This is a genomic window from Variovorax sp. TLI9-5A (assembly GCF_056867935.1).
This window is the reverse complement of record NZ_CP200310.1, coordinates 1,034,273-1,058,996: the sequence shown is the minus strand read 5'-3', so window position 1 is coordinate 1,058,996 and position 24,724 is coordinate 1,034,273. Positions and strand designations below refer to the sequence as shown.

22 protein-coding genes and 1 riboswitch are annotated in these 24,724 nt (G+C 68.7%); of the genes, 11 read left to right on the top strand and 11 right to left on the bottom strand.

Features of this window, described 5'->3' with window-relative positions; all coding sequences use genetic code 11:
- Positions 1–12 precede the first annotated feature (12 nt).
- The 6 genes from AC1VNX_RS05165 to thiC all read left to right on the top strand — a co-directional run bounded on the left by AC1VNX_RS05165 (position 13) and on the right by thiC (position 7,267).
- Positions 13–1,197: an acetyl-CoA C-acyltransferase gene (locus tag AC1VNX_RS05165; protein ID WP_483155753.1), complete on the top strand. Its 1,185-nt coding sequence runs from the start codon at positions 13–15 to the stop codon at positions 1,195–1,197.
- 86 nt (positions 1,198–1,283) lie between these two features.
- On the top strand, positions 1,284–2,531 hold the full coding sequence (locus AC1VNX_RS05160) for a glutamate carboxypeptidase (RefSeq protein ID WP_483155752.1): 1,248 nt from the start codon (positions 1,284–1,286) through the stop codon (positions 2,529–2,531).
- A 43-nt stretch (positions 2,532–2,574) separates the two neighbouring features.
- Entirely contained in the window at positions 2,575–3,705 is a 1,131-nt protein-coding gene (locus AC1VNX_RS05155; RefSeq protein WP_483155751.1) for an acyl-CoA dehydrogenase family protein, read from the top strand.
- A gap of 1 nt (position 3,706) precedes the next feature.
- On the top strand, positions 3,707–4,546 hold the full coding sequence (locus AC1VNX_RS05150; RefSeq protein ID WP_483155750.1) for a metallophosphoesterase: 840 nt from the start codon (positions 3,707–3,709) through the stop codon (positions 4,544–4,546).
- Positions 4,547–4,703: 157 nt separating this feature from the next.
- Complete coding sequence (locus AC1VNX_RS05145) at positions 4,704–5,147, top strand: YchJ family protein (protein WP_483155749.1); 444 nt, start codon at positions 4,704–4,706, stop codon at positions 5,145–5,147.
- A gap of 41 nt (positions 5,148–5,188) precedes the next feature.
- Positions 5,189–5,294: riboswitch (TPP riboswitch) on the top strand.
- Between the two features lie 89 nt (positions 5,295–5,383).
- A complete protein-coding gene (gene thiC / locus AC1VNX_RS05140) occupies positions 5,384–7,267 on the top strand; it encodes a phosphomethylpyrimidine synthase ThiC (RefSeq protein ID WP_483155748.1) in 1,884 nt (627 codons plus the stop codon).
- A gap of 42 nt (positions 7,268–7,309) precedes the next feature.
- On the opposite strand, the gene AC1VNX_RS05135 is transcribed toward thiC, so the two are convergent.
- Genes AC1VNX_RS05135 through glyQ form a run of 5 tightly spaced genes read right to left on the bottom strand, consistent with a single transcriptional unit; the run spans position 7,310 to position 12,805 of the window.
- Positions 7,310–8,284: a M48 family metallopeptidase gene (locus AC1VNX_RS05135; RefSeq protein ID WP_483155747.1), complete on the bottom strand. Its 975-nt coding sequence runs from the start codon at positions 8,282–8,284 to the stop codon at positions 7,310–7,312.
- A 36-nt stretch (positions 8,285–8,320) separates the two neighbouring features.
- A complete protein-coding gene (locus AC1VNX_RS05130; protein ID WP_483155746.1) occupies positions 8,321–9,094 on the bottom strand; it encodes a lysophospholipid acyltransferase family protein in 774 nt (257 codons plus the stop codon).
- Positions 9,094–9,687: a D-glycero-beta-D-manno-heptose 1,7-bisphosphate 7-phosphatase gene (gene gmhB, locus AC1VNX_RS05125; RefSeq protein ID WP_483155745.1), complete on the bottom strand. Its 594-nt coding sequence runs from the start codon at positions 9,685–9,687 to the stop codon at positions 9,094–9,096. The genes AC1VNX_RS05130 and gmhB overlap by 1 nt, the downstream gene beginning before the upstream one ends.
- A 22-nt stretch (positions 9,688–9,709) precedes the next feature.
- Positions 9,710–11,863, bottom strand: a complete 2,154-nt coding sequence (gene glyS, locus AC1VNX_RS05120; RefSeq protein ID WP_483155744.1) for a glycine--tRNA ligase subunit beta — start codon at positions 11,861–11,863, stop codon at positions 9,710–9,712.
- 15 nt (positions 11,864–11,878) lie between these two features.
- Complete coding sequence (glyQ, locus tag AC1VNX_RS05115; protein WP_483161882.1) at positions 11,879–12,805, bottom strand: glycine--tRNA ligase subunit alpha; 927 nt, start codon at positions 12,803–12,805, stop codon at positions 11,879–11,881.
- A gap of 235 nt (positions 12,806–13,040) precedes the next feature.
- Between glyQ and AC1VNX_RS05110 the strand changes: the two genes are divergently transcribed.
- Genes AC1VNX_RS05110 through AC1VNX_RS05100 form a run of 3 tightly spaced genes read left to right on the top strand, consistent with a single transcriptional unit; the run spans position 13,041 to position 15,725 of the window.
- Positions 13,041–14,027, top strand: a complete 987-nt coding sequence (locus AC1VNX_RS05110) for a diacylglycerol/lipid kinase family protein (protein ID WP_483155743.1) — start codon at positions 13,041–13,043, stop codon at positions 14,025–14,027.
- Positions 14,028–14,056: 29 nt separating this feature from the next.
- A complete protein-coding gene (locus tag AC1VNX_RS05105) occupies positions 14,057–14,878 on the top strand; it encodes a metallophosphoesterase family protein (RefSeq protein WP_483161881.1) in 822 nt (273 codons plus the stop codon).
- Between the two features lie 10 nt (positions 14,879–14,888).
- Complete coding sequence (locus AC1VNX_RS05100; protein ID WP_483155742.1) at positions 14,889–15,725, top strand: phosphatase PAP2 family protein; 837 nt, start codon at positions 14,889–14,891, stop codon at positions 15,723–15,725.
- A gap of 60 nt (positions 15,726–15,785) precedes the next feature.
- Here AC1VNX_RS05100 and AC1VNX_RS05095 read toward each other — a convergent pair whose 3' ends face one another.
- Positions 15,786–16,856, bottom strand: a complete 1,071-nt coding sequence (locus AC1VNX_RS05095; RefSeq protein WP_483155741.1) for an asparaginase — start codon at positions 16,854–16,856, stop codon at positions 15,786–15,788.
- Between the two features lie 164 nt (positions 16,857–17,020).
- Here AC1VNX_RS05095 and AC1VNX_RS05090 point away from each other — a divergent pair, with 164 nt between their 5' ends.
- Positions 17,021–17,698, top strand: coding sequence for a TetR family transcriptional regulator C-terminal domain-containing protein (locus tag AC1VNX_RS05090; protein WP_483161879.1), 678 nt, complete (start codon positions 17,021–17,023; stop codon positions 17,696–17,698).
- Positions 17,699–17,879: 181 nt separating this feature from the next.
- A complete protein-coding gene (locus AC1VNX_RS05085; RefSeq protein ID WP_483155740.1) occupies positions 17,880–19,487 on the top strand; it encodes a carboxypeptidase regulatory-like domain-containing protein in 1,608 nt (535 codons plus the stop codon).
- Between the two features lie 42 nt (positions 19,488–19,529).
- Here AC1VNX_RS05085 and AC1VNX_RS05080 read toward each other — a convergent pair whose 3' ends face one another.
- From AC1VNX_RS05080 to AC1VNX_RS05060, 5 genes are all read right to left on the bottom strand, one after another.
- Positions 19,530–19,865: a hypothetical protein gene (locus tag AC1VNX_RS05080; protein ID WP_483155739.1), complete on the bottom strand. Its 336-nt coding sequence runs from the start codon at positions 19,863–19,865 to the stop codon at positions 19,530–19,532.
- Positions 19,866–19,943: 78 nt separating this feature from the next.
- Positions 19,944–20,339, bottom strand: a complete 396-nt coding sequence (locus tag AC1VNX_RS05075) for a hypothetical protein (protein WP_483155738.1) — start codon at positions 20,337–20,339, stop codon at positions 19,944–19,946.
- 253 nt (positions 20,340–20,592) lie between these two features.
- Positions 20,593–21,621, bottom strand: a complete 1,029-nt coding sequence (locus AC1VNX_RS05070) for a Csu type fimbrial protein (protein WP_483155737.1) — start codon at positions 21,619–21,621, stop codon at positions 20,593–20,595.
- Positions 21,618–24,029, bottom strand: a complete 2,412-nt coding sequence (locus AC1VNX_RS05065) for a fimbria/pilus outer membrane usher protein (protein WP_483155736.1) — start codon at positions 24,027–24,029, stop codon at positions 21,618–21,620. The genes AC1VNX_RS05070 and AC1VNX_RS05065 overlap by 4 nt, the downstream gene beginning before the upstream one ends.
- Positions 23,980–24,711, bottom strand: a complete 732-nt coding sequence (locus tag AC1VNX_RS05060; protein ID WP_483155735.1) for a fimbrial biogenesis chaperone — start codon at positions 24,709–24,711, stop codon at positions 23,980–23,982. Before AC1VNX_RS05060 ends, AC1VNX_RS05065 begins: the two co-directional genes overlap by 50 nt.
- Between the last annotated feature and the right edge of the window lie 13 nt (positions 24,712–24,724).

Sequence of the window (24,724 nt, the reverse complement as noted above, 5' to 3'; positions counted from 1 at the left end):
AAGGAGACCAGCATGTCCGAATCCATCGTCATCGTCGGCGCCGCCCGCACCCCCATGGGTGGCTTCCAGGGCGACTTCTCGTCCCTCTCCGCGCACGACCTCGGCGGCGCAGCCATCAAGGCCGCTGTCGAGCGCGCCGGCATCGCGCCCGACAGCGTGGGCGAAGTGCTGTTCGGCAACTGCCTGATGGCAGGCCAGGGCCAGGCGCCGGCGCGCCAGGCGGCCTACAAGGGCGGCCTGCCCGACAGCGCGGGCGCGGTCACGCTCAGCAAGATGTGCGGCTCGGCCATGAAGGCCGCGATGCTCGCGCACGACCTGCTGCTGGCCGGCACGCACGAGGTGATGGTGGCGGGCGGCATGGAAAGCATGACCAACGCGCCCTACCTCATGCTCAAGGGCCGCGGCGGCTACCGCATGGGCCACGACCGCATCTTCGACCACATGATGCTCGACGGCCTCGAAGACGCCTACCAGCCGGGCCGCTCCATGGGCACCTTCGGCGAGGACTGCGCCGCCAAGTACAAGTTCACGCGCGAGCAGCAGGACGCCTTCGCCATCGCCAGCGTCGAACGCGCCAAGAAGGCCACCGACACCGGCCTCTTCAAGGACGAGATCGCGCCCGTCACCGTCAAGGGGCGCGGTGGCGAGACCGTGATCTCGGTCGACGAAGGCCCGGGCAAGGTCAAGCTCGACAAGATCCCCACGCTCAAGCCCGCGTTCAAGAAGGAGGGCGGCACCATCACCGCCGCATCGAGCTCGTCGATCAACGACGGCGCGGCCGCGCTGGTGATGATGACCGAGTCGCACGCCAGGAAGATCGGCGCGAAGCCCATCGCCCGCATCGTCGGCCACGCCACGCACGCGCAACAGCCCGAGTGGTTCTCCACCGCGCCCGTCGGTGCCGTGCAGAAGCTCTTCGCCAAGACCGGCTGGAAGGCGCGCGACGTCGACCTCTGGGAAGTGAATGAAGCCTTCGCCGTGGTGCCGATGGCGCTGATGCACGAACTCGACGTGTCGCACGACATCGTCAACGTGCACGGAGGCGCCTGCGCGCTGGGCCACCCGATCGGCGCCAGCGGCGCGCGCATCATGGTCACGCTGATCCATGCGTTGAAGGCGCGCGGCAAGACGCGCGGCGTGGCGACGCTGTGCATCGGCGGCGGCGAAGGCACGGCCGTGGCGCTCGAATTGCTATAAGAGCGGGGCTGGGAGCGTCCGAGCAGGGGCGCTCGCCAGCTTTTTTCATCCAGACATTCAAATAAATGCGTAGAGCAGGAGATTTCATGCGCCCATCCATCCACCGCACCGCCATCGCTGCCGTGCTGGCCACCGCTTTCGTGGCGAGTTCCGCCCTGGCCCAGAAGCGCGACAACGTGCTGTTCCAGGCAGCCACCGACGAGCAGCCGGCCGTGATCAAGACGCTGGAAAAGCTGGTCAACATCGAGACCGGCACCGGTGACGCCGAAGGCATCGCCGCCGCGGGCAACTACCTCGAGGGCGAACTCAAGAACCTGGGCTTCACCGTCACCCGCAGCAAGTCGGCCGGCTTGGTGGTGGGCGACAACATCGTCGGCAAGATCAAGGGCCGCGGCGGCAAGAACCTGCTGCTGATGTCGCACATGGACACCGTCTACCTGAAGGGCATCCTCGCGAAGGCGCCCTTCCGCGTCGAGGGCGACAAGGCCTACGGCCCCGGCATCGCCGACGACAAGGGCGGCAACGCGGTCATCCTGCACACGCTCAAGCTGCTGAAGGAATACGGCGTGCGCGACTACGGCACCATCACCGTGCTCTTCAACACCGACGAGGAAAAGGGCTCCTTCGGCTCGCGCGACCTGATCCAGGAAGAAGCCAAGCTGGCCGACTACGTGCTTTCCTTCGAGCCCACCAGCGCTGGCGACGAAAAGCTCTCGCTGGGCACCTCGGGCATCGCCTACGTTCAGGTCAACATCACCGGCAAGGCCTCGCACGCGGGTGCCGCGCCGGAGCTGGGCGTGAACGCGCTGGTCGAGGCTTCCGACCTGGTGCTGCGCACGATGAACATCGACGACAAGTCGAAGAACCTGCGCTTCAACTGGACCATCGCCAAGGCCGGCAACGTCTCGAACATCATTCCCGCCAGCGCCACGCTGAACGCCGACGTGCGCTATGCGCGCAACGAGGACTTCGACGCCGCCATGAAGACGCTCGAAGAGCGCGCGCAGCAGAAGAAGCTGCCCGAGGCCGACGTCAAGGTGATCGTCACGCGCGGCCGCCCGGCTTTCAACGCAGGCGAAGGCGGCAAGAAGCTGGTCGACAAGGCAGTGGCCTACTACAAGGAAGCCGGCGGCACCCTGGGCGTGGAAGAGCGCACCGGCGGCGGCACCGACGCGGCCTATGCGGCGCTCTCGGGCAAGCCGGTGATCGAGAGCCTGGGCCTGCCCGGCTTCGGCTACCACAGCGACAAGGCCGAGTACGTGGACATCAGCGCGATCCCGCGCCGCCTTTACATGGCCGCTCGCCTCATCATGGACCTCGGCGCCGGCAAGTAATAGAAGAAGCGCGAACAAGACAAGAAAGACAGGAGACAACGCCATGCTGCTCAGCGCCGACCAGGAAGCCATCCGCGACGCGGTGCGCGATTTCTCGCAAGCCGAACTCTGGCCCAACGCCGCGAAGTGGGACCGCGAACACAGCTTTCCGAAGGAGGCTCACCAGGGCCTCGCCGCGCTGGGCGCCTACGGCATCTGCGTGCCCGAGGAGCATGGCGGCGCCGGCCTCGACTACCTCACGCTCGCGCTGGTGCTGGAAGAAATCGCGGCCGGCGACGGCGGCACCAGCACCGCCATCAGCGTGACCAACTGCCCCGTCAACGCCATCCTCTTGCGCTACGGCAACGCGCAGCAGAAGAAGCAATGGCTCGAGCCGCTGGCGCAGGGGCAGATGCTCGGCGCCTTCTGCCTCACCGAGCCGCAGGCCGGCAGCGATGCCTCGAGCCTGCGCACCACCGCGCGCAAGGACGGCGACGGCTACGTGATCGACGGCGTGAAGCAGTTCATCACCAGCGGCAAGAATGGGCAGGTCGCCATCGTCATCGCGGTGACCGACAAGGGCGCGGGCAAGCGCGGCATGAGCGCGTTCATCGTGCCGACGAACGCACCCGGCTACAACGTGGCGCGGCTGGAGGACAAGCTGGGCCAGCACAGCAGCGACACCGCGCAGATCAACTTCGACGGCTGCCGCATTCCGCGCGAGAACCTGATCGGCGCGGAGGGCGAGGGCTACAAGATCGCGCTCGGCGCGCTGGAAGGCGGGCGCATCGGCATCGCCGCTCAGAGCGTGGGCATGGCGCGCAGCGCCTTCGACGCCGCACTGGCCTACGCCAAGGAGCGCCAGGCCTTCGGCGGCTCCATCTTCGACCAGCAGGCCGTGGGCTTCCGCCTTGCCGAATGCGCGACGCAGATCGAAGCCGCGCGCCAGCTGATCTGGCATGCGGCCAGCCTGCGCGACGCCGGCCTGCCCTGCCTGAAGGAAGCCGCCATGGCCAAGCTGTTCGCGAGCGAGATGGCCGAGCGCGTGTGCAGCGCCGCCATCCAGACGCTGGGCGGCTACGGCTATGTGAGCGACTTTCCGCTGGAGCGTATCTACCGCGACGTGCGGGTGTGCCAGATCTACGAAGGCACTTCGGACATCCAGAAGCTGCTGATCCAACGCGCGCTGGCGTGACGTGAGCGAGCGCCGAGGGCGACGCCCGGGCTGGTGGCATGCCGCGGCATTCGTGCTCGCGGCATTGGCCGTCTGGAGCTTCGTCATCGAGCCACGCTGGGTGGCTGCACGCGTCGAGCCCCTGAGCTCGGCGCAATGGCAGGCGCCCGCCGGCATGAAGGTCGCGGTGGCGGGCGACTGGCATCTCACATCCCGCTCCGCATGGCGCATCACCAGCGTGGAGCGCGCCGGGCGCATCGTCGACGAGATCAACACCGCGCAGCCCGACGTGGTGCTGCTGCCCGGCGACTTCCTCGCGGGTACGGGTGAAGACGACGAGCCCCTGCCCATCGAAGACATGGCCGCCGTGCTCGGCAAGCTGAAGGCGCCGCAGGGCGTGTATGCGGTGCTCGGCAACCACGACTGGTGGCATGACGGTGAGCGCACGGCAAAGGCACTCACCGCACAGGGCATCCGCGTACTGGAGAACGCCTCGACGCGCCTGCCCGGCCACGACATCTGGGTGGTCGGCATCGGCGACCATTCCACCGGCCATTCGGAGCCGATGCGCGCGCTGGCCGGCGTGCCGCCCGGCGCGGCGACGCTGGTCATGATGCACGACCCCTTCAGCTTCGCGACCATGCCGCGCACGCGCGGGCTGGTGGTGGCCTCGCACACGCACGGCGGGCAGGTGAGCGTGCCGGGCTATGGCGCACTGATCGTGCCGGGCGCCGCCCCGCGCGAATGGGCCTACGGCTGGACCACGCACAAGGACAGGCGCATGTACGTCACCAGCGGGCTGGGCGTGAGCATCCTGCCGGTGCGCTTCAACGTGCGGCCCGAGTGGGTGATGTTCCGGTAGGGCCTGTCGCCGTCGTTTCCGGGGCCATGCGCTGATCCGCAAGCCCGCCGACGCGCAGCGCGTGCAGCGGGCCATCGCCGCGAATCGGCCTTCATGGCCCATCCGCGGGCTTGCCCTCTCGGCACAAGGGCCGCGAGGTGTTCCAATGTGGGTCTTCATGAGTGCCTCCGCCCCATTCCCCGGGTCCCTCCCCGGGTCCTTCTCCGGCCCCTGCCCCTGCGGCCGGACCGACCGCCGCGACAAGCCCGTTCCCCACGCCCAGTGCTGCGGCCGCTACCTCGACGATTTCGACAACACGCCCGCGCCCGATGCCGAATCGCTGATGCGTTCGCGCTATTCGGCCTTCGTGCTGGAGCGCGGCGAGTACCTGCTCGCCACCTGGCATGCCTCGAAACGCCCGGCCTCCATCGAGTTCGAGCCGGGCGTCAAATGGCTCGGGCTGGACGTCCGCGCGCGTTCTGTGCTCGACGCCGACCACGCCGAGATCGAGTTCGTCGCGCGCCAGCGCGGCCCCTCGGGCGCCGCCACCCGCCTGCACGAGCGCAGCCGCTTCGTGCGCGCGGACGGCCGCTGGTACTACCTCGACGGCGACCTGCGGTAACAACCCGCGGGTTGACGCGACGGTCCGAGGCTCGCACAATCGGCCCCGCTCCGGGGTGCACGCATGTGGCGTGCTGAGATGGCAAAGCTGCCGACCCGCGAACTTGATCCGGGTCATACCGGCGTAAGAAGAGCTGCACTCCCTGACTTCGGTCCGTCCACCTTCCCGTGACGGGCATTTGCCGAAGACCACCGAGCGATTGCGGAGCACCCTTTCCTCAACAAGGAGTGCCTCCGATGAATGCCCCCGACAAGTTCACCTCGCTGCTTTCGCTGACGCGCGAGCCCTTTCCCGCGTCGCACAAGTGCGTGATTCCGGGCAGCCGGCCCGACCTGTTCGTGCCCGTGCGCGACGTGCAGCTGACCAATGGCGAGACCGTGTCGCTCTACGACACCTCGGGCCCGTACACCGATCCGAAGGTCGAGATCGACGTGCGCCGCGGCCTGCCCGACGTGCGCGGCGCGTGGATCGCCGAACGCGGCGACACCGAAAGCTACGAAGGCCGCGTGCACCACGCGCTGGACGACGGCGCCAAGAACGAGGACCGCGACGCCCAGCGCCTGGCCGAACTGCGCGCCGGCGCCTCGGCGCTGCAGCGCACGCCGCGCCGCGCGAAGTCGGGCAGCAACGTGACGCAGATGCACTACGCACGCCGCGGCATCGTCACGCCCGAGATGGAATACGTGGCCCTGCGCGAGAACGGCAAGCGCGAATGGATGGCCGAGTACCTCGCCAACGAGGAACGCGCCAGGCGCGTGGCGGGCAACCCGATGGGCGCGAACATTCCGCGCATCATCACGCCCGAGTTCGTGCGCGACGAGGTGGCGCGCGGCCGCGCGATCATTCCCGCGAACATCAACCACCCCGAAGTCGAGCCGATGGCCATCGGCCGCAACTTCAAGGTGAAGATCAACGCCAACATCGGCAACTCGGCCGTCACCTCGAGCATCGAGGAAGAGGTGGAGAAGCTGGTGTGGGCCATCCGCTGGGGCGCGGACAACGTGATGGACCTTTCCACCGGCAAGAACATCCACACCACGCGCGACTGGATCGTGCGCAACAGCCCCGTGCCGATCGGCACCGTGCCCATCTACCAGGCGCTCGAGAAGGTGGGCGGCGTGGCAGAGGACCTGACCTGGGAGATCTACCGCGACACCCTCATCGAGCAGGCGGAACAGGGCGTCGACTACTTCACCATCCACGCCGGGCTGCGCCTGCCCTTCATCCACCTGACGGCCAACCGCATGACCGGCATCGTGTCGCGCGGCGGCTCGATCATGGCCAAGTGGTGCATCGCGCATCACAAGGAGAGCTTCCTCTACACGCACTTCGAGGACATCTGCGACATTATGAAGGCCTACGACGTGAGCTTCTCGCTCGGCGACGGCCTGCGCCCCGGCTCGGGCGCCGACGCCAACGACGAGGCCCAGTTCGCCGAGCTGCGCACGCTGGGCGAGCTCACGCAGATCGCCTGGAAGCACGACGTGCAGACCATGATCGAAGGCCCGGGCCATGTGCCGATGCACATGATCCAGTCGAACATGGACGAGCAGCTCAAGCACTGCCACGAGGCGCCGTTCTACACGCTGGGCCCGTTGACCATCGACATCGCGCCGGGCTACGACCACATCGCCAGCGCCATTGGCGCGGCCATGATCGGCTGGGCCGGCACCGCGATGCTCTGCTACGTGACGCCGAAGGAGCACCTGGGCCTGCCCGACCGCGACGACGTGAAGCAGGGGATCATTGCCTACAAGATCGCCGCGCACGCGGCGGACGTGGCCAAGGGCCACCCGGGCGCCCGCTCTCGCGACGATGCGCTGAGCAAGGCCCGCTTCGAGTTCCGCTGGCAGGACCAGTTCAACCTGGGCCTCGACCCCGACACGGCGCGCGAATTCCACGACGAGACGCTGCCCAAGGATTCGAGCAAGGTGGCGCACTTCTGCTCGATGTGCGGCCCCAAGTTCTGCTCGATGAAGATCACGCAGGAAGTGCGCGAGTACGCCGCGAAGAAGGGCGTGGCCGAGGATCAGGCCATGAGCGAAGGCATGGAGGAGAAGTCGAAGGAGTTCATGGCGGGCGGGGGCGAGATGTACATCCCCATCAAGGCCGTGTCCTGAGGCCCTGGCTCGATCCAGTCTTGAGGCCGGGGAGCCCCGGCCTCAGTTCCAGCGCGGAACCGTCTCGTCCTTGAGCTGCTGCCGCAGCGCGTCGTAGTCGGGCACCACGCTCTCCACGGTTTCCCAGAAGCGGTGCGAGTGGTCCATCACCCTCAGATGGGCCAGTTCGTGCGCGACGACATAGTCGATCACCGGCAGCCGGAAGTGGATCAGCCGCCAGTTGAGCCTGATCGACCCGTCCGCGCTCGCGCTGCCCCAGCGCGTGGCCGCGTTGGACAGCGAGAGCTTCTGCCACCGCACGCCGAGCAGCGGCGCGAAGTGGTCCAGCCGCTCGATGAAGAGCTTGCGCGCCTGCCGCATCAGCCAGGCCTGCGCCGCGTCGCGGATCTGCGAGGGCTCGGCGTTCTGCGAAACGGCCAGCCGCAGCACGCGCGGCACGCCGTCTTCCGTGGCCGCATCCAGCGTGCCGCCCACGCTCGAGAAGCCGTGCTTCGGATCGAGCCGCATCACGACCGGTTCGCCCAGGAACGGAAAGCCCGCCCCGTCCTTCCACTCGATGCGCGTGGCTTCGACGCGGGCGTGGCGCTGGCGCGTCTCGGTGAGCTTGCGCAGGATCCAGTCCGACTTCTCGTGGATGGCCGCATCGACGTCGCGCAGCGCCACCCACCGCGGCGCGCGCACCGACAGCCCCTCGGCGCCCACCAGGAAGCCGATGGTCTTGCGCTTGCCGCGCTTGAACTCGTAGGCCACGCGCGCCGAGCCCAGCACCACTTCGCGCGTGGCCTGGGGGTGGGCGAAGTTCGCGAGCGTCAGCGTGTCGGCCAGGGGCACCGCGGGCGGCGCATGCGGATCGACAGGCTCCGCAGGAAGAGCCGCCGCATCCGGCTGCATGGCGGGGGGCACCGCCGGCTTGGGCTTCTTCGGACGGCGCGGGCGTGCCGGCGCGGGCGCCGGAGGCGCGAACTCGCTCCCCAGCCCCTCGAACAGGTCCATCGTGAACCGGAGCAGTCCCCCCATGGCGGGCCTTCTGGTTTCTGTTCTACCGGCTCGCCTTCAGCTCACCGCTTCCTGCCGGGCGGGCTGCGACGGGTTGTTGACGTAGGCCTCGGGGTCGAGGCGGCGCATCTCGGCCTCGATCCATTCCTCGACCTCGCGCATCAGCTCGTCGGGCTTGCGGCCCACGCTGGAAATGGCCGGGCCGATGGACACGTCGACCACGCCGGGGCGCTTGATGAAGGCCTTGCGCGGCCACACCTTGGCCGAGGTCACGGCGATCGGAATCACCGGCACGCCGGTCTCGCAGGCGAGCCGCGTGCCGCCGCTCTTGTAGGTGCCCTTCTGCCCGCGCGGAATGCGCGTGCCCTCGGGGAACATGATGATCCAGATGCCCTGCGCGAGCAGCTTGCGCCCCTGGTTCACCACCTTGTTGAAGGCCTGCGCGCGCTGGCTGCGGTCGATGTGGATCATGTCCAGCCGCGCCATCGCCCAGCCGAAGAAGGGGATGTAGATCAGCTCCTTCTTGAACACGTAGGCCAGCGGGTGCGGCATCAGCGTGGGCATGAGGAAGGTCTCGAGCGTCGACTGGTGCTTCACCAGCAGGACCGCGCCGGCCAGCTTGTCGGTCGGCAGGTTCTCCATGCCGCTCACGCGGGTCTTGATGCCCAGCAGAACGCGCGCGCCGCCGATGGCCCAGCCCAGCCAGCGCACGGCCATCCAGTACAGCGGAATGCCGCGCTTCCAGAGCGAGCTGACGCACATGATGATGCCCCAGGGCACCACAGTGACCAGCATCCAGAGTGCGTGAAGAATGGAACGGAACAACGCCATCAGACAGCTACCTGCAGTGCATCCCGCGCTTCGCGCGCGAGCAGAAAATCGACAAAGGCGGCGAGATCGTCGTGGACCAACGTGTTCGCCGGGTATTCGGAAGGAAGCGGATCGACGCCGCGGCAGGCCGCGCCCATGCCCGTGAGCAGCAGGTGCGGCTCGCAGCCGGCGGCCGCGCCGGCCTGCAGGTCGCGCAGGCTGTCGCCGCAGGTCGGCACGCCCTTGAGATCGATGCCGTAGCGGTCGCCGATCTGCAGAAACAGACCCGGCTTCGGCTTGCGGCAGTCGCAGTTCTCGTCGGGGCTGTGCGGGCAGTAGAACACCGCGTCGACCTTGCCGCCCACGGCCGCGAGCATCTTGTGCATCTTGGCGTGCATGGCGTTGAGCGAGGCCATGTCGAACAGACCCCGGCCCAGGCCCGACTGGTTCGACGCGATCACCACGTGCCAGCCCGCATGGTTGAGCCGCGCGACGGCCTCCAGCGCACCGGGCAGCGGCGTCCACTCGATGTCGCTCTTCACGAAGTCTTCGCGGTGCACGTTGATCGTGCCGTTGCGGTCGAGGATGACGAGTTTCATGGCAGAGCCGCCCATGGTGGTGTTGCCGTAGGAATGTTCAGACGGCCAGCCACTCGAGCTGCGCCACCCGGTTCATCGCTGCGTGCAGCGACATCAGCAGGCCGAGCCGGTTCAGGCGCAGGTCGGCCTGTTCGGCGTTGACCATCACGCCGTCGAAGAAGGCGTCGACCGGCTCGCGCAGCGCGGCCAGCGTCTGCAGCGAGGCGGTGTAGTCGCCGGCGTCGAACTGCGCGTTGGCGGCGGGCACGACCTGCGCCATGGCCGCGTGCAATGCCTTCTCGGCGGGCTCCTGCAGCAGCAGTTCGCTGACGTGCGCGTCGGCCTCGGGTGCCTTCTTGAGGATGTTGCCGATGCGCTTGTTGGCGGCGGCCAGTGCGGCTGCGGCCGGCAGGGCGGCGAAGGCGCGCACGGCGGCCAGCAGCTTGGGCACCTCGCCCAGGCGCTGCGGGCGCGGAGCCAGCACGGCTTCGACTTCCTGCGCGCTGGCGCCCTGCTCGCGCAGGGAACCGGCGAGCCGGTCGTAGATGAAATCGACGACCTGGCTCACGTCTTCCGCGGCCTTGTGCAGCGGGAACTGCCCGGTCTTGCCGATGGCGTCGTCCAGCACGGTACGCGCGGCGCTCACCAGCTTGCTCAGATCGAGCGGCAGGTCTTTCTCGACCAGCATGCGGATCACGCCCAGCGCATGGCGGCGCAGCGCGAAGGGGTCGCGGTCGCCGGTGGGCAGGTTGCCGATGCCGAACATGCCGACCAGCGTCTCGAGCTTGTCGGCCAGCGCCACCACGAGGCCCACGGTGTTGCGCGGCAGCTCATCGCCGGCGAAGCGCGGCTTGTAGTGGTCTTCGATGGCGTCGGCCACCGATGCGTCGAGGCCGTCGTGCAGCGCGTAGTAGCGGCCCATGATGCCCTGCAGCTCGGGGAACTCGCCGACCATGTCGGTCACGAGGTCGGCCTTGGCGAGCTGGGCTGCCTGCGTGGCATGCGCGGCGAGCGCCGCGTCGCCGATCTGCTCGGCGATGCTGCGCGCGATGCGCATCACGCGCTCCACGCGCTCGCCCTGCGTGCCCAGCTTGTTGTGATAGACCACCTTGCCCAGCGACTCGACGCGCGAGGCCAGCGACTTCTTGCGGTCCTGGTCGAAGAAGAACTTGGCGTCGGCCAGGCGCGGGCGCACCACGCGCTCGTTGCCTTCGATGACCGCGCTCGCGTCCTCGGGGCTGATGTTGCTGACGACGAGGAACTTGTTGGTGAGCTTGCCCGAGGCGTCGAGCAGCGGAAAGTACTTCTGGTTGGCCTTCATCGTGAGGATGAGGCACTCCTGCGGCACTTCGAGGAACTCGCGCTCGAAGCTGCAGACCAGCACGTTCGGGCGCTCGACCAGCGCGGTCACTTCATCGAGCAGCGCGTCGTCCTCGATGGGCACCGAGCCGCCGCCGGCCTTCACGGCAGCGGCCGCGAGCTGGCGCGCGATCTCGGCACGGCGCGCCTCGAAGCTGGCGATGACGGCGCCGTCTTCCTGCAGCTGCAGCGCGTAGCTGTTGGCGTCGCGCAGCACGACCGGATCGACCGCGGCCTCGAAGCGATGGCCGTGCGTTTCGCGGCCGGCCTTCAGGCCCAGCGCCTCGATGGGCACCACGGCGTCGCCGTGCAGCGCCACGAGGCCGTGCGCGGGGCGCACGAAGCTCACGCTGGTCCAGCCCGGCAGCTCGCAGCCGCTTTCGAGCTGATAGCTCATGACCTTCGGGATCGGCAGCTTGGCGATGGCTTCGGCCAGCGCCTTCTGCAGGCCTTCGGCCAGCGTGGCGCCCTTGGCGGTGCTTTCGTAGAACAGGGCCTCGGCCTTGCCGTCCATGGCACGCTTGAGGCCGGGCACGGCGGAAGCGTCGGCGCCGAGCGCGCCCAGGCGCTTGAGCAGCGCGGGCGTGGGCTGGCCCGAGGCGTCGAGGCCCACGGCCACCGGCATGAGCTTCTGCGACACGGCCTTGTCGGCGGCACGGTCGGCCACGTGCGTGATGTGCGCGGCGAGGCGTCGCGGCGAAGCGTAGGAGGTCAGCACGGAGCCGGCCTCGGCCAGGCCCTGGGCCACGAGCTGGTCGCGCAGCACGCCCGCAAAGGCGTCGCCGAGCTTCCTCAACGCCTTCGGCGGCAGCTCTTCGACAAACAGTTCGACCAGGAGGGAATTCTTGTTCATGGGGGTCGTCATCGCTCAGGCGGCCTTCTTCGGGGGGATCTGCGCGACCCATTCGCGCGGCGCCATCGGGAAGCCCAGGCGCTCGCGGCTGTCGTAGTAGCTCTGCGCCACGCTGCGCGCGAGGTTGCGGATGCGGCCGATGTAGGCGGCGCGCTCGGTCACGCTGATCGCGCCGCGCGCGTCCAGCAGGTTGAAGCTGTGCGCAGCCTTCAGCACCTGCTCGTAGGCGGGCAGTGCGAGCTGGGCGTCCATGAGGTGCCTGGCCTGCTTCTCGTGCGCATTGAAGGCGGTGAACAGGAACTCGGCGTCGCTGTGCTCGAAGTTGTAGGTCGACTGTTCGACCTCGTTCTGCTTGTAGACGTCGCCGTACGTCAATCTGGAGCCTGCGGCGGGGCCCTCGGTCCAGGTGAGGTTGTAGACGTTGTCCACGCCCTGCAGGTACATGGCCAGGCGTTCGAGGCCGTAGGTGATCTCGCCGGTGATGGGCTTGCAGTCGATGCCGCCGACCTGCTGGAAGTAGGTGAACTGCGTCACTTCCATGCCGTTGAGCCAGACCTCCCAGCCCAGGCCCCAGGCGCCGAGCGTGGGGTTCTCCCAGTCGTCTTCCACGAAGCGGATGTCGTTCTTCTTCAGGTCGAAGCCCAGGGCTTCGAGGCTGCCGAGGTAGAGCTCCAGGATGTTCGAGGGCGCCGGCTTCAGCACCACCTGGTACTGGTAGTAGTGCTGCAGGCGGTTGGGGTTCTCGCCGTAGCGGCCGTCCTTGGGGCGGCGGCTGGGCTGCACGTAGGCGGCTTTCCAGGGCTCGGGGCCGAGCGCGCGCAGGAAGGTGGCGGTGTGCGAAGTGCCCGCGCCCACCTCCATGTCGTACGGCTGCAGCAGCGCGCAGCCCTTGTCGGCCCAATACGACTGCAATTTGAGAATGATTTGCTGGAAGGTCAACATGAAGCTGGCCGGCAGGAAGCCGGACATTGGACGGTAGCGCGGCGACGCGCCGCGAAAGCGGGCGATTTTACGTTCGGAGGGCAACTCTCCCACAGCGCGACGGGAAGTCGCCTTCCGGCGGCGCCGGGCGGCGCGTGCGACAACACCCCACCCGTCGTGCGCGACGGCAGCGCCGCCAGCGCTCCCGCCCTGCCGTTCCTCCATCCTTCGACCCGCTTTCCCGATATCCCTGGACATGCCCGAGCCCAAGATGCCCGAGACCGCCTCCGATTCGCCCCTTTTCATCGTGCTCAACGCCGCCTCCGGCAGCGAGGACGCGGCCGAGACTCGACGCGTCATCGAGGAAGGCTGCGCCGCGGCCGGCCGGCGGCTGCGCATCTTCGTGGTCGACGAGCCCGGCCGGCTGCAGGCGCTGGTGCGCGAGGCGGTCGAGCGGGCGCGCGCGGCCGGCGGCGTGGTGGTGGCCGCGGGCGGCGACGGTACCATCAATGCGGTGGCGCAGGCCACGCTGGGCAGCGGCTGCGCCTTCGGCCTGCTGCCGCAGGGCACCTTCAACTACTTCAGCCGCACCCACGGCATCCCGCGCGACACCGCGCAGGCGCTGCAGATCCTGCTGACCGAGCAGCCGCGGCCGGTGCAGGTGGGGCTGGTGAACGACCGGGTGTTCCTGGTCAATGCCAGCATGGGCCTGTACGCCGATTTGCTGGAGGAGCGCGAGACCTACAAGTCGCGCTTCGGCCGCAGCCGCTGGATCGCCTTCGGCGCCGGGCTGCTGACGGTGCTGCGCGGCCACCGGCACTGGAACCTGCGCATGGCCTGGCGCGGCAAGGAGCGCGACATCCGCACGCCGACGCTGTTCGTCGGCAACAACCCGTTGCAGTTGCACCAGGTCGGCATTCCCGAGGCCGACGCGCCAGAGCAGGGCCAGCTGGCGGCCATCGTGCTCAAGCCGGTGGGGCCGCTGTCGATGCCGGGGCTGCTGGCGCGCGGCGCGCTCGGGCGGCTGGGCGATGCCCACGAGGTGCTGACCTTCCCGTTCGAGTCGCTGACCGTCAAGGCGAGCCGGGCATTGGGCCCGCTCGGTCCGCGCCGCGTGAAGGTGGCGACCGATGGCGAGATCGGCTGGGTCGACATGCCGCTGCTGTTCCGCGTGGCGCCCGAGCGGCTGTGGCTGGTGCGGCCGCAGGAGACGGCGCCCGAACTCGAGGCAGCGCGCGAATGAGCGGCCTGCTGCATCGAGGCAGCGCGCGAATGAGCGGCCTGCTGCAGATCTCCGACCCCCACTTCGGCACCGAGCAGCCCGAGGTGCTGCAGGCGCTCGAGCGGCTGGCGCATGCGCTGGCGCCCGAGCTGGTGGTGCTCTCGGGCGACATCACCCAGCGCGCCACCGTGGCGCAGTTCGCGGCGGCGCGCGCCTTCGCCGACCGGCTCGGCACACCGGTGCTGGCCATTCCGGGTAACCACGACATTCCGCTGTTCCAGCTGGCGGCACGCGTGTTCGCGCCGTACGCGCGCTACCGCCGGGCCTTCGGCGACGATCTCGAGCCCGTGTTCGACTCGCCCCGATGGCTGGTGGTCGCGGTCAACACCACGCGCTGGTACCGGCATGAAGACGGCGCGGTCTCGTCCGCGCAGGTCGAGCGCGTGGCGCGGCGGCTCGAGGCGGCCTCGCCCGCGCAGTTGCGGGTGGTGGTGACGCACCAGCCGGTGATGGTCACGCGCACGCGGGACCTGGGCAACCGCCTGCACGGGCGCGAGGAAGCCGTGGCGCGCTGGTGCGCGGCGGGGGCCGACATGATCCTGGGCGGCCACATCCACCTGCCCTTCGTGCGGCCGCTGCATGACGCCTTCGCGGGCTGCGCGCGCACGACGTGGGCGGTGCAGGCGGGCACTGCCGTGTCGCGGCGGGTGCGCGCGGGACACCCCAACTCGGTCAACGTGGTGCGCTCGGACATCGCCGAAGGCCCCCGCGCCTGCCGGGTGGAACGCTGGGACTACGTGCCGCGCGACAAGGCCTTCGGCTGCGCAGAAGTATTCGGCCTTTCCCTTGCCAGCCAGGCAGCGCGGCCTTAGGGTGCGCCGCATGCCGCTCGAAGCCTCCCTTTCTTCCCTGTCCCCTCTTGTCGTCTTTGCCGGAAAGCTCGGCGCGCATGCGCTGGCCTGGTTCCTCTCGCTGCTCGCGGTATCGGTGCTCGGCGCCGGCGTCGCCTGCCACCTGCTGCAGAAGCGCCACTTCAGGCTGCAGGACGCCGAAGAGCCCAGCGAGCCGCGCATCGCGCTCGCCTTCGCGTCGGGCTTCGTCTTGATCCTGCTGGCGTCGAGCCTGTTCGCGTGGATCGCCTCGAACATCTCCGACGGCCACGTGCTCGGCCAGGCTGACCACGCGCTGACCGACGCCATCGCCGCGAACCTGCCGCGGGCCGCGCTGGTGGTTTTCAGCTGGGTCACGCACCTGGGCGACGCGGCCTTCCTCGGGCCGGTGTGCGTGCTGGTGGCCGCCGTGCTGTGGCGGCACCGGCATCGCGGACTGGCGCTGGGCTGGGTGCTCGCGCTGGTCGGCATCGTGTTGCTGAACCCCGCGCTCAAGCAGATCTTCGCGCGGGCCCGCCCGATCCACGACCACGGACTGGCGCTGGAGACGAGCTACAGCTTTCCGAGCGGCCACAGCGCGGGCGCGATCGTGAGCTACGGGATGCTGTTGTATTTGCTGCTGCGCACGCTGCCGGTGCGCTGGCATGTGCCGGGTGCGATGGCGGCCGCGGGCGCCATCGTCACCATCGCGTGCAGCCGCATCTTCCTGCAGGTGCACTTCGCGAGCGACGTGGTGGCCGGCCTGCTCACCGGCCTGGCCTGGCTGCTCGTGTGCGTGGGCGGCCTGGAGTACGCGCGCCACCGACGGCTGCAGCGCGCGCTGGCCTGAGCATCGCCTGGCGGGCGTTCGCGAGGAACGGACACCGCGAGGCGAGCAGGCCTGGGGAGATCAGTACTCCCAGAAGATGCGCTGCAGTTCCTTGGTGTTGTTCGTCTTGGTCAGAGCGACCATGGCCAGGATGCGCGCCTTCTGCGGGCGCAGGTCGTGCGCCACAACCCAGTCGTACTTGTCGTCGGGCTGCTCGGCGTTGCGGATCACGAAGCCGTCGGGCACGCGGGCGCTGCGGATCACGATCACGCCGTCGGCGCGGGCCTTCTGCAGGTTCGGAACGATGCGGTCGGCCACCGAGCCGTTGCCGGTGCCGCCGTGGATCAGCGCCTTGGCGCCGCTCTTGGCGATGGCGTCGATGGCCACCGACGACACGCCCTCATAGCCCATCGCGATCTCCACCGGCGGCAGCGTGGTGATGCTGTCGATGTCGAACTCCGAGTTCATGGTGTGGCGCTTCACCGGCGCGCGGAACCAGTAGTTGCGGCCCTCGACGATCATGCCCAGCGGGCCCCACTGGCTGGAGAACGCATTGGTCTTGATGTTGACGTTCTTGCTCACGTCGCGGCCGCTGTCGATGTTGTCGTTCATCGTCACCAGCACGCCCTTGCCCATCGCGTCCTTGCTGCCCGCCACGTTCACGGCGTTGTACAGGTTGAGCGCGCCGTCGGCCGACAGGGCGGTGCCCGGGCGCATCGAGCCGACCACGATGATCGGCTTGTTGGTGTGCACGGTCAGCGTGAGGAAGTAGGCGGTTTCTTCCAGCGTGTCGGTGCCGTGGGTGATGACGATGCCGTCCACGTCCGATTGCTTCGACAGCGCCGACACGCGCTTGGCCAGCGTCAGCAGGTTGTCGTTGGTGAGGCTTTCCGATGCGACCTGGAACACCTGTTCGCCGCGCACGTTGGCCACCTTGGAGAGCTCCGGCAGGCCGGCGATCAGCTTCTCGACGCCGACCTTGGCGGCCGCGTAGGTGGCGCTGTTGACGGCCGAGGCGCCGGCGCCGGCGATGGTGCCGCCGGTGGCGAGGATCACCACGTTGGGCAGCGCCTGTTGCGCTTGCGCGAGCGCGCTGGCGGCCAGCAGTGCGGCACCGGCCGCGAAGGCACGGAAACGGGGAGAGAGGTACATAAACAACTCCTGTGTTGAGAGAATCTTTCGAGGCGGCGAGGAAGATACAGGAACCATGCCTGCATGCCCTGCGCGCTCATGCCGGCATGGCATGCGGTCATGCCGGGGGCACCGGTGGTATTACCATCGTCATCGACCGCGCGTACTGGCGCGCACCCGCCACCATGAACGCCGACCCCACCGCCCTCCCCGTCTCGACCGCCCAGGAAATGCCCGCGCCCGACGGGCCCCTGTCGCGCGCGCGACCCGGACGCGAACGCATCATGGCGGCGATCCGCGCCGCCGCCGTCACCGAGTTCAGCCTGCATGGCCTCAAGGGCACCTCGACCCAGGCCATCGCGGCGCGCGCCGGCCTCACCAAGCCCCAGCTGCACTACTACATCGCCGGCAAGGAAGAGCTCTACGAAGAGCTGCTGATGCAGGTGCTGCACGCATGGAAGGTGGTGTTCTCCTTCGAGGACGCAAGCGATCCGGCCACGGTGCTGGGCGACTACATCCGCAAGAAGCTGGACCACGCCATCGACAGCCCCGAGATGTCGCGCATCTTCACGCGCGAAATTCTCGATGGCGGGCGCAACCTCGACCGCTACTGGCCCAACGCACGGGCCTGGACGCAGAAGAAGATCGACGTCATCAACGGCTGGATCGCGCGCGGGCAGATGCGCCCGCTCGACGCTCGCATCCTGCTGATGCACATCTGGGCCATGACGCAGAGCTACGCCGACTACGCGATCCAGACGCGCGTGATGCTCGGCCTGCCGCCCGACGCGCCCTTCGACCGCGAGCCGATCGCGCGCGAGCTGGTGGCCTTCGTGCTGCACGGCTGCGGCATCGAGGCCTGAGCGCCGGCTGCGGCCGGGGCCAATCCTTTCTTCTTAACCCGCTCTCCGTTTTCCTGCGGCCTCCTGCCACGCAGTGACTTTGTGCACTGTGTTCGGCGCGCCCGCACGCCTACCTTCGCACGCTTCGCTGTCCAGGCTGTCTCATGACGGCGAATCACGAATACACAGGAGAAGAGGGACCATGAAAATCAGATTTTTTCTTGCCGCGATCGCAACAGTTGCGGCTTTGGCAGCTTGCGGCGGAGGCGACTCAGGCCCAGGCTTCGTCGCCCTGCCCCCGCCCCAGCAGAACGAGCCGCCGCCACCGCCTCCTCCCCCACCGCCGCAGCAGAGCAACGCGAAGGTCAGCGGCCGCGTGACGAATGCGCTCGACGGCCGGGGGATCGCGCAGGTCACGGTCACGGCCGCGGGCGTCTCCGCCGTGACAGACGCCGATGGCAGCTACTCGCTCACAGAGATCCCGCCGAATGCGTCGGTGCTGCTGAGCTTCTCGAAGAGCGGCATGGTGCCGCAGAGCCGGGCCACGGCCGCGCTCGCCGGATCGGGTGCATCGACGGTGATCAACGTGCCGATGCTCCCTGTTGCGGTGACAGAGAGCTTCGACGGGCAATCGGCGCACGACGTCGTCGTTCCGGGCTCGACCGCGATGGTTCGCCTGAGCGCCAATTCCCTTCGCCGCCCCGATGGCAGCGCGCCCGGCGGACTGGTGACCGCGCAGGTGACACCCATTGCGCCGGCCAACGACGTCAATGTGATGCCCGGCAACTATCTGGCCGCAGCAGAAGGCGGCAGCGCGCCGATGGAGAGCTTCGGCGCGCTCGACGCCAGCTTCACGGACGCCGACGGCACGCCGCTGAACCTGGCTGCAGGCACCAGCGCGACGGTGCGCATCGCCCCGTCCTCGCGCAGCGGCACGCTGCCGCCGTCGGTGCCGCTGTTCTTCTACAACACCACCACGGGCCTGTGGGTGCAGGAGGGCTCCGCCACGCTGCAGGGCACGGCACCCAACCAGTACTACGAAGGCACGGTGACGCACTTCACCACCTGGAACGCCGACCAGATCTACAACACCGTGCGCATCAACGGCTGCGTGCAGGATGCGGCGGGCGCACGGGTCGCGGGTGCGCTGGTGGCGTCGGAAGGCAAGTCGTACACCGGCCTGGCATCGACGCTGACGAATGCGAACGGTGAGTTCTCGGTCGCCGTGAAGCGTTCCGGCTCGGCCTTCGTGGTCGCCACCACCGCGAGCGAGATCTCCAACTCCCCGACGGTAGAAGCCGGGGACCAGGACATCTCGCTGGGCGGCTGCCTCCAACTCACGCGCTCCGCGCTGTCGATCAAGCTGACCTGGGGCGAGCGCCCGCGCGACCTCGACTCGCACACGCTGGGCGCCAACGCCGACGAGCATGTCTACTACAGCGACAAGGGCAGCCTCGCTACAGCGCCGTTCATCGCGCTCGACGTGGACGACGTGGACAGCTTCGGCCCCGAAGTCACGACCTTTGCCAAGCTGGCCAAGAACCGCACCTACCGTTTCTATGTCCGCAACTTCTCGGGCACCTTCGATCCGGGGCAGACCGGTTCGCCCGCGCGGGTCGAGGTGAGCAACCGCGGGGCACAGACGGTCTTCTCGCCGCCCGCAGGCGAAAGCGGCAGCACGGACTTCTGGCATGTCTTCGACATCCGCACCGACGAAGCCTGCAACGCGTCCGTGGTTCCAGTCCAGCAGTTCCTGGCCGATCCTCCGGTGTCGCTCGACACCAGCGGCAACGCGCAGTACTGCAACTGACCAGTGTGACGCGGCGGCGCGGGCAAGCGATGCGCGCGCCGCCTACAGGCCGTGCACGACCCAGGCGCCCGCGGGCGCCGCGGGGACGTGCACGGTGTGCTCGCCGGGCCGGGCAAAGCTGTACTCGCGGCCGCCGATGATGATCGACCTCATGTTGGTCCAGACCAGATAGTCGTACCCCTCGGCGGTCTGCGCGGCCCGCAGCACCTGGAACACCGGCGGCACGGTCACCATGAGGCGCACCTGCGCGGTCGCTGAGTTGGCACCGAAGCTGCTCTCCGCCGCGCACAGCAGTGGGGCGAGCATCGCGAGCGCGGCCAAGACGGCGCGCGCCGATTGAAGCCGATGTACCGTCGTGAGGCCCGATCCGTTGTCCATTGCAAGAACGTGAGGCGCGGGCGCGGCACAGGCGCCCGACCTCCGGATATCGGCAGGAACGGAAAGAAATGCAGGGGCTCAGTACGTCACTGTCACCCGAGTCGCGTTGCTGCCGTCGCCGGCCGCGGCGCTCGCGGACTGCGGCGAAGCGCCGCCAGCGGTCACCGCCATTGCACCGAGCGAGCCGTGCAAGGCGGCACCGAGGCTGTCGCGGCCGTCGGCATCGGCACCCGGCACCATGAAGCTCGCTTCTCCGACCTTGTCGAACCGGTACTCCCGCCCCTTGATGACCACCGACGCCATGTTGGTCCAGACGCGGTACGCATGCCCGCCTTTCACGGGCGTGACCTCGAGCACCTTGAAGGTCGGAAGGACGTTGATGCTCAGGGTGAAGCGGCCAGTGGCGCTGCCCGCGCCGTGCGTCGGCTCCGCGGAACTAAGCTGCAGGGGCAGCGGCAGCAGGAGCAACAGCACGCCGGCAGCTGCCAGCGATGGAGCCGTTCGCGGCGACCGCAGCGCAGTCGCCCTTGCAGTACGCCTGTTTCCGGGCATGGGAACTCCTCTCGTCGCAACCTGGATGGAGGCATCGGATCGATGCCCAGTCAGGCTTATCGGCAGAGTCGCGGAAAAATGAAGGCCGTCCGGATGCCATTCTTCGCGCATTGCCGGCAAATTGCCAGCGGGCATCCCATTTCAGTGCGGCCGCGGGCGTGGCCCAGGCGTGAACTCAGTAGGTCACGCTGACCGTGACGACGTCCATGTAGCTGTCCGGCCGCACGTTGGTGCTGGCACCGAGAACGCGGCCATACAGGGGCAGCGGCTGGACCTGGCCATTGCCCGTGCCCCCGATGGTGTTGGTTCCCGCGATGTTGCCCCAGGCATTCGTGCGGCCGGAGTTGCGGTAGAGCTGGTAGGGCACCGTGTCCGTGTTGCCGGGTACGCCCCCGGTCGGCGTCATCGCCCCCGCACCGTTGGCCACGTTGTTGGACGGCGTCAGCCCGACCGTGTAGGAGGTGGGCGTCGTGCAGGTGACGTAGATGGTGCTGAGCTGGTCGATGTTGGCCCCGCCCGGCAGGCCGGCGACGGAGCCGAAGTTCAGCGGATCGGCCGTGACGATGCAGCTCTTGGAGACGGTCGCGCTGACGATGAAGGCGAACTGGTCTGCCAGCGTCGTACCGCAGGTGGTCGGCGCGCCGGCCGTGCTCGACGTGAGCGTGATCGACGTGTGGATTCCGGCGAAGTTGTCCTGGTACGAGCCCGGAGGCACCGTGCCCTGGCCCGCGAGCAGCTCGCCGCGCATCGTGGCGGTTCCCGAGGTGGTGGTGGACCGGGCAGGAATGCTGATGTTGATGGTGAACGGGTTCGGCACCGCGGCGTTGCCGTTCGAGCCCCAGATCGTGCTGCCCGTCCCCTGGTAGAGCTGGAACTTCAGGCTGTCGCCCGCGCCGCTTTTCATGACGCGCGGATTGAAGTTCGTCAGGCCTTCGTTGCCGTCGCCGATGTTGAAGCAGACCCTGGCGTACTCGGTGGTGTTGGTGTTGCCGGTCTTGGTGCAGGTGTAGCTCAGCGTGGCGTTGGCGGGCGCGGCCGTGCCGGCGACCAGATCGACCGTGCCGAAGGCCACGGCCGTCATCGACGCGGTGCAATTGATCGACGCCTGCGCGCTGCCAGCCGACAGCAGCCACAGCAGCACGCAGAACAGGGGCAGGCGCAGGGCCTGCAGAGTGCGGGTCAGATGGCTCGTCATGGTGGTCATGGTGTCTTGGCCTCCCTGGCGCAGCGCAGCGGCCCGATCTGCGGGATTGCCGCGCCTTCCTTGCGATAGTCGAAGCTGGTCCGGCAGACGCCACCGGGCGTCTGCACGTCGAGCGTGTTGTGGGCCTGCAGCGATTCCAGGTACACGGCGCCGTCGAAGCCGACCAGCGCCGGCTCGCCACCCTGTCCGTTGGCGCGCACGCGGCTGCCCAGCGGCAGCGGCTTGCCCGTCTCGTCCACCAGCAGCAGCGCGGCCGCGCTGACCGGCGTGATGCCGAAGCGCACCAGCGTGCCGGCGCGGTCGCTCGGCGAGGCCACTGTCTTCACGCGCTCGATCCTCACGTCGGCCGGCAGCTGCATCGGGTCGATGGACAGCTGGTTGTTCTGGTAGGAGCGCAGCGGCGCCACCAGCAGCATGCCCTTGTCGTCCGTGGTGCCGATGTCGCGGTTCTCCAGCTTCACGGGCACGCCGGCGATGCCGTCGGTGGAGACCACCGCGAAGGCATCGTCGATGCGCCGGGCCGCGAAGGGCTGGCCGCCCATGAACGCGATCGAGCCGGTGGCGCCGGCGTAGGCATAGCGGGTGTCGCCGAGCACGCTGATACCGGCCATGGCGCGGCCGTAGCGGCCGAGGTAGTCGATCTCTGCCTGTCCGCCGTTCTGGCCGCCGCCCTGGCGCAGGCCGGCGCGCCAGCCGATGCCGCCGTCGCCCGGCATGGAGCTTTGCGCGTCGGCGGTGTAGACGGTCTGGTCGCGGTCGCGCTGGACGCCGGCGCTGGCGGTGATGTTTCCGTCCAGCGCCCAGGTGAAGCCGACGAAGAGGCTGCGCTCGCGGCGCTTGTCCAGGTTCTGGTTGATGCTCACGTTCATCGAGGCGCTCTTTCCGATGGCCCGGAACCAGTAGACGCTGGCCAGGCGCGTCGCCTCCTGCGCCGGATAGCGCAGGTAGAGATAGCTGACGCCGAAGCTGCCGATGTCCTTCGTGCTGTAGCCGATCGACGCCCGGCCCGAGCCGCGCGGCGGCGCGCTGCCGTACAGGGAGGCGACGTCGCGGTACTCGCCGCGCGTGCGCGTGCCCTCGACCGCGAAGTTGAACTGGTTGTCGCGCCAGCTGTAGCCCAGGTTGAACAGCGAGCCCTGCTCGCCGCCATAGCTGCTGTGCGCCACGGCACCCGTGAACACGCCGCTCTGGCCGAGCAGCCATGCACCGCCGACGCCGCCCTTGACCAACCCCTTGGTGGCCTCGCCGTGCGCCTCCAGCGTGAAGCTGTTGCTCACGCCGTAGCGCCAGGTGCCGGTGGCGGCGGGGTCGCTGCCGTAGTCGTTCGAGCGCAGGCCGTAGTTCTTTCTCACCATGCCGAGGTCGACGGACCAGTCGGACAGGCCCTCCTGCAGCAGCCGCTGGGTGTCGTACAGCGAGAAGTCGAGCGTGGTGGCACGGCCGAACGCGTCGGTGAGGACCACCTGCGCGTTGCCCGCGCCGTTGATGCTCGGCACCGTGTTGAGCTGGAAGGGCCCTGCCGGGACCTGGCCCGTGTACTGGCGCAGGCCGTTGATGTAGAGCTCCACCTGCGAGGGCAGCGCGGCCGCCCCCAGGAACGCCGGCAGCGGGGTGGTGGTGCGGTAGGGCTGCAGCGAGAAGTTGCGCGAAAGCTGGATGCCGCCGATGCGGGTGGAGCGCGACCACGGCAGCGACGCGGTGGTGGTGTCGCCCACGCGCAGCGTCAGCATGTCGTCGGGGAAGGACCGGCTCCAGGTGGTGTCGAGCCGCACCGAGTCGTGCGTCCAGTCCTCGTTGCCGGAGCGGTAGGCGCGCGACATCATGGTGCTGGTGAACACGCTGCTGCCGCTGAAGGCGCGCACTTCGGCCAGGGCATTGAGGCTGGTGCTGTTGCCTCGGCCCTGCGTGCCGTAGAGGTCGTAGTTGAGCAGCAGGCCGGGGGAGGCGCTGGCCTTCGGCGAGGTGATCGTCGACGTGTTGACCACGGTCGTGGGCAGGCGCAGCGCGTCGGCGGTGGCATTGATCGCAACGCTCTGGGTTGCGGCGTCGTACGCGACCTTCACGCCGGGAAGGCTGTTGAGCCGCACGGGGTCGGACGCGCCCGCCGGCAGGACGAAGCCCAGCTGCCGCAAGATGGAGGCGCTGGCCCAGAGCTCGCGGCCACGCAGGCCGAAATGCACCAGTCCCTGGGGGTTGCCGTTGAGGCTCAGCTCCAGGTAGAGGTCGCTGCCGCCCGGGCCGGTGATGTCGCCTTCGGCCGCGGATGCGACCAGCCAGGGCCCCTGTTCGGCTGCAGTCTTCTCGGCCTGAGCGGCGAATGACGCCAGGCCCGACAGAAGCAGCAGTGGAAGCAGACGCTCAGCGGACGCGTGGAAGTGGCGGGATCTTTTCCTGCGTCGCGTTGCCATTGATCTTCGTTTCCAGGACGCCGCCGGAGGCAAAGGCTTCCGCGGGTGTCTTCAAGGGCCAACGCATGCTCGCGCCCGGCAGCACGTAGCCCATCAGGCCTGCGTGCACCGCGCTGCGCTTGCCGGCGGCATCGACAAAATCCAGATCGGCGAGCTGGGCGTGCATGCCGCCGCCGTTGGCGACTTCGAGCATCGCCTGGCCGCCCTCGCGGCGCAGCGACCAGCTCAGTTGGGGTGCGGCCGGCTGTGCGCCGGCGGGCGCGATGAAGATGGGAACCGAGTAGCGCAGCACCAGTTGCAGGCCCTTCTTCTCCTTCATCTCGACGGGCAGCTCGTCGATGATGACCCGGTAGGAATTCTCGACCGCACCGGGCGGAACGCCGGTGCGGATGACGCGGATCAGCTGCCGCGAGGAAGCAGCCAACTGCACCATCGGCGGGCTCACGAGGAGCTCGCGCGAGGGGGTGAGCTTTTCGTTGCCGTCTTCCTGCGACCACTGATAGACGCGAACCTGCGCGTGCACCACGTCGTCGCCGGTGTTGCTGAGCCACAGGCCATCGGCGTTCTGCGTAGCCTGCAGCGTCAGCGTGACCGGCGAGACCTGCAGGCCGCTCGCCGAAGCGGCCGCGTGCGCCAGCAGGGCGAACGCGAGGGCAAGGGTGTGGCGCAGCAAGCGGGGCACGGTCGGGCAATCG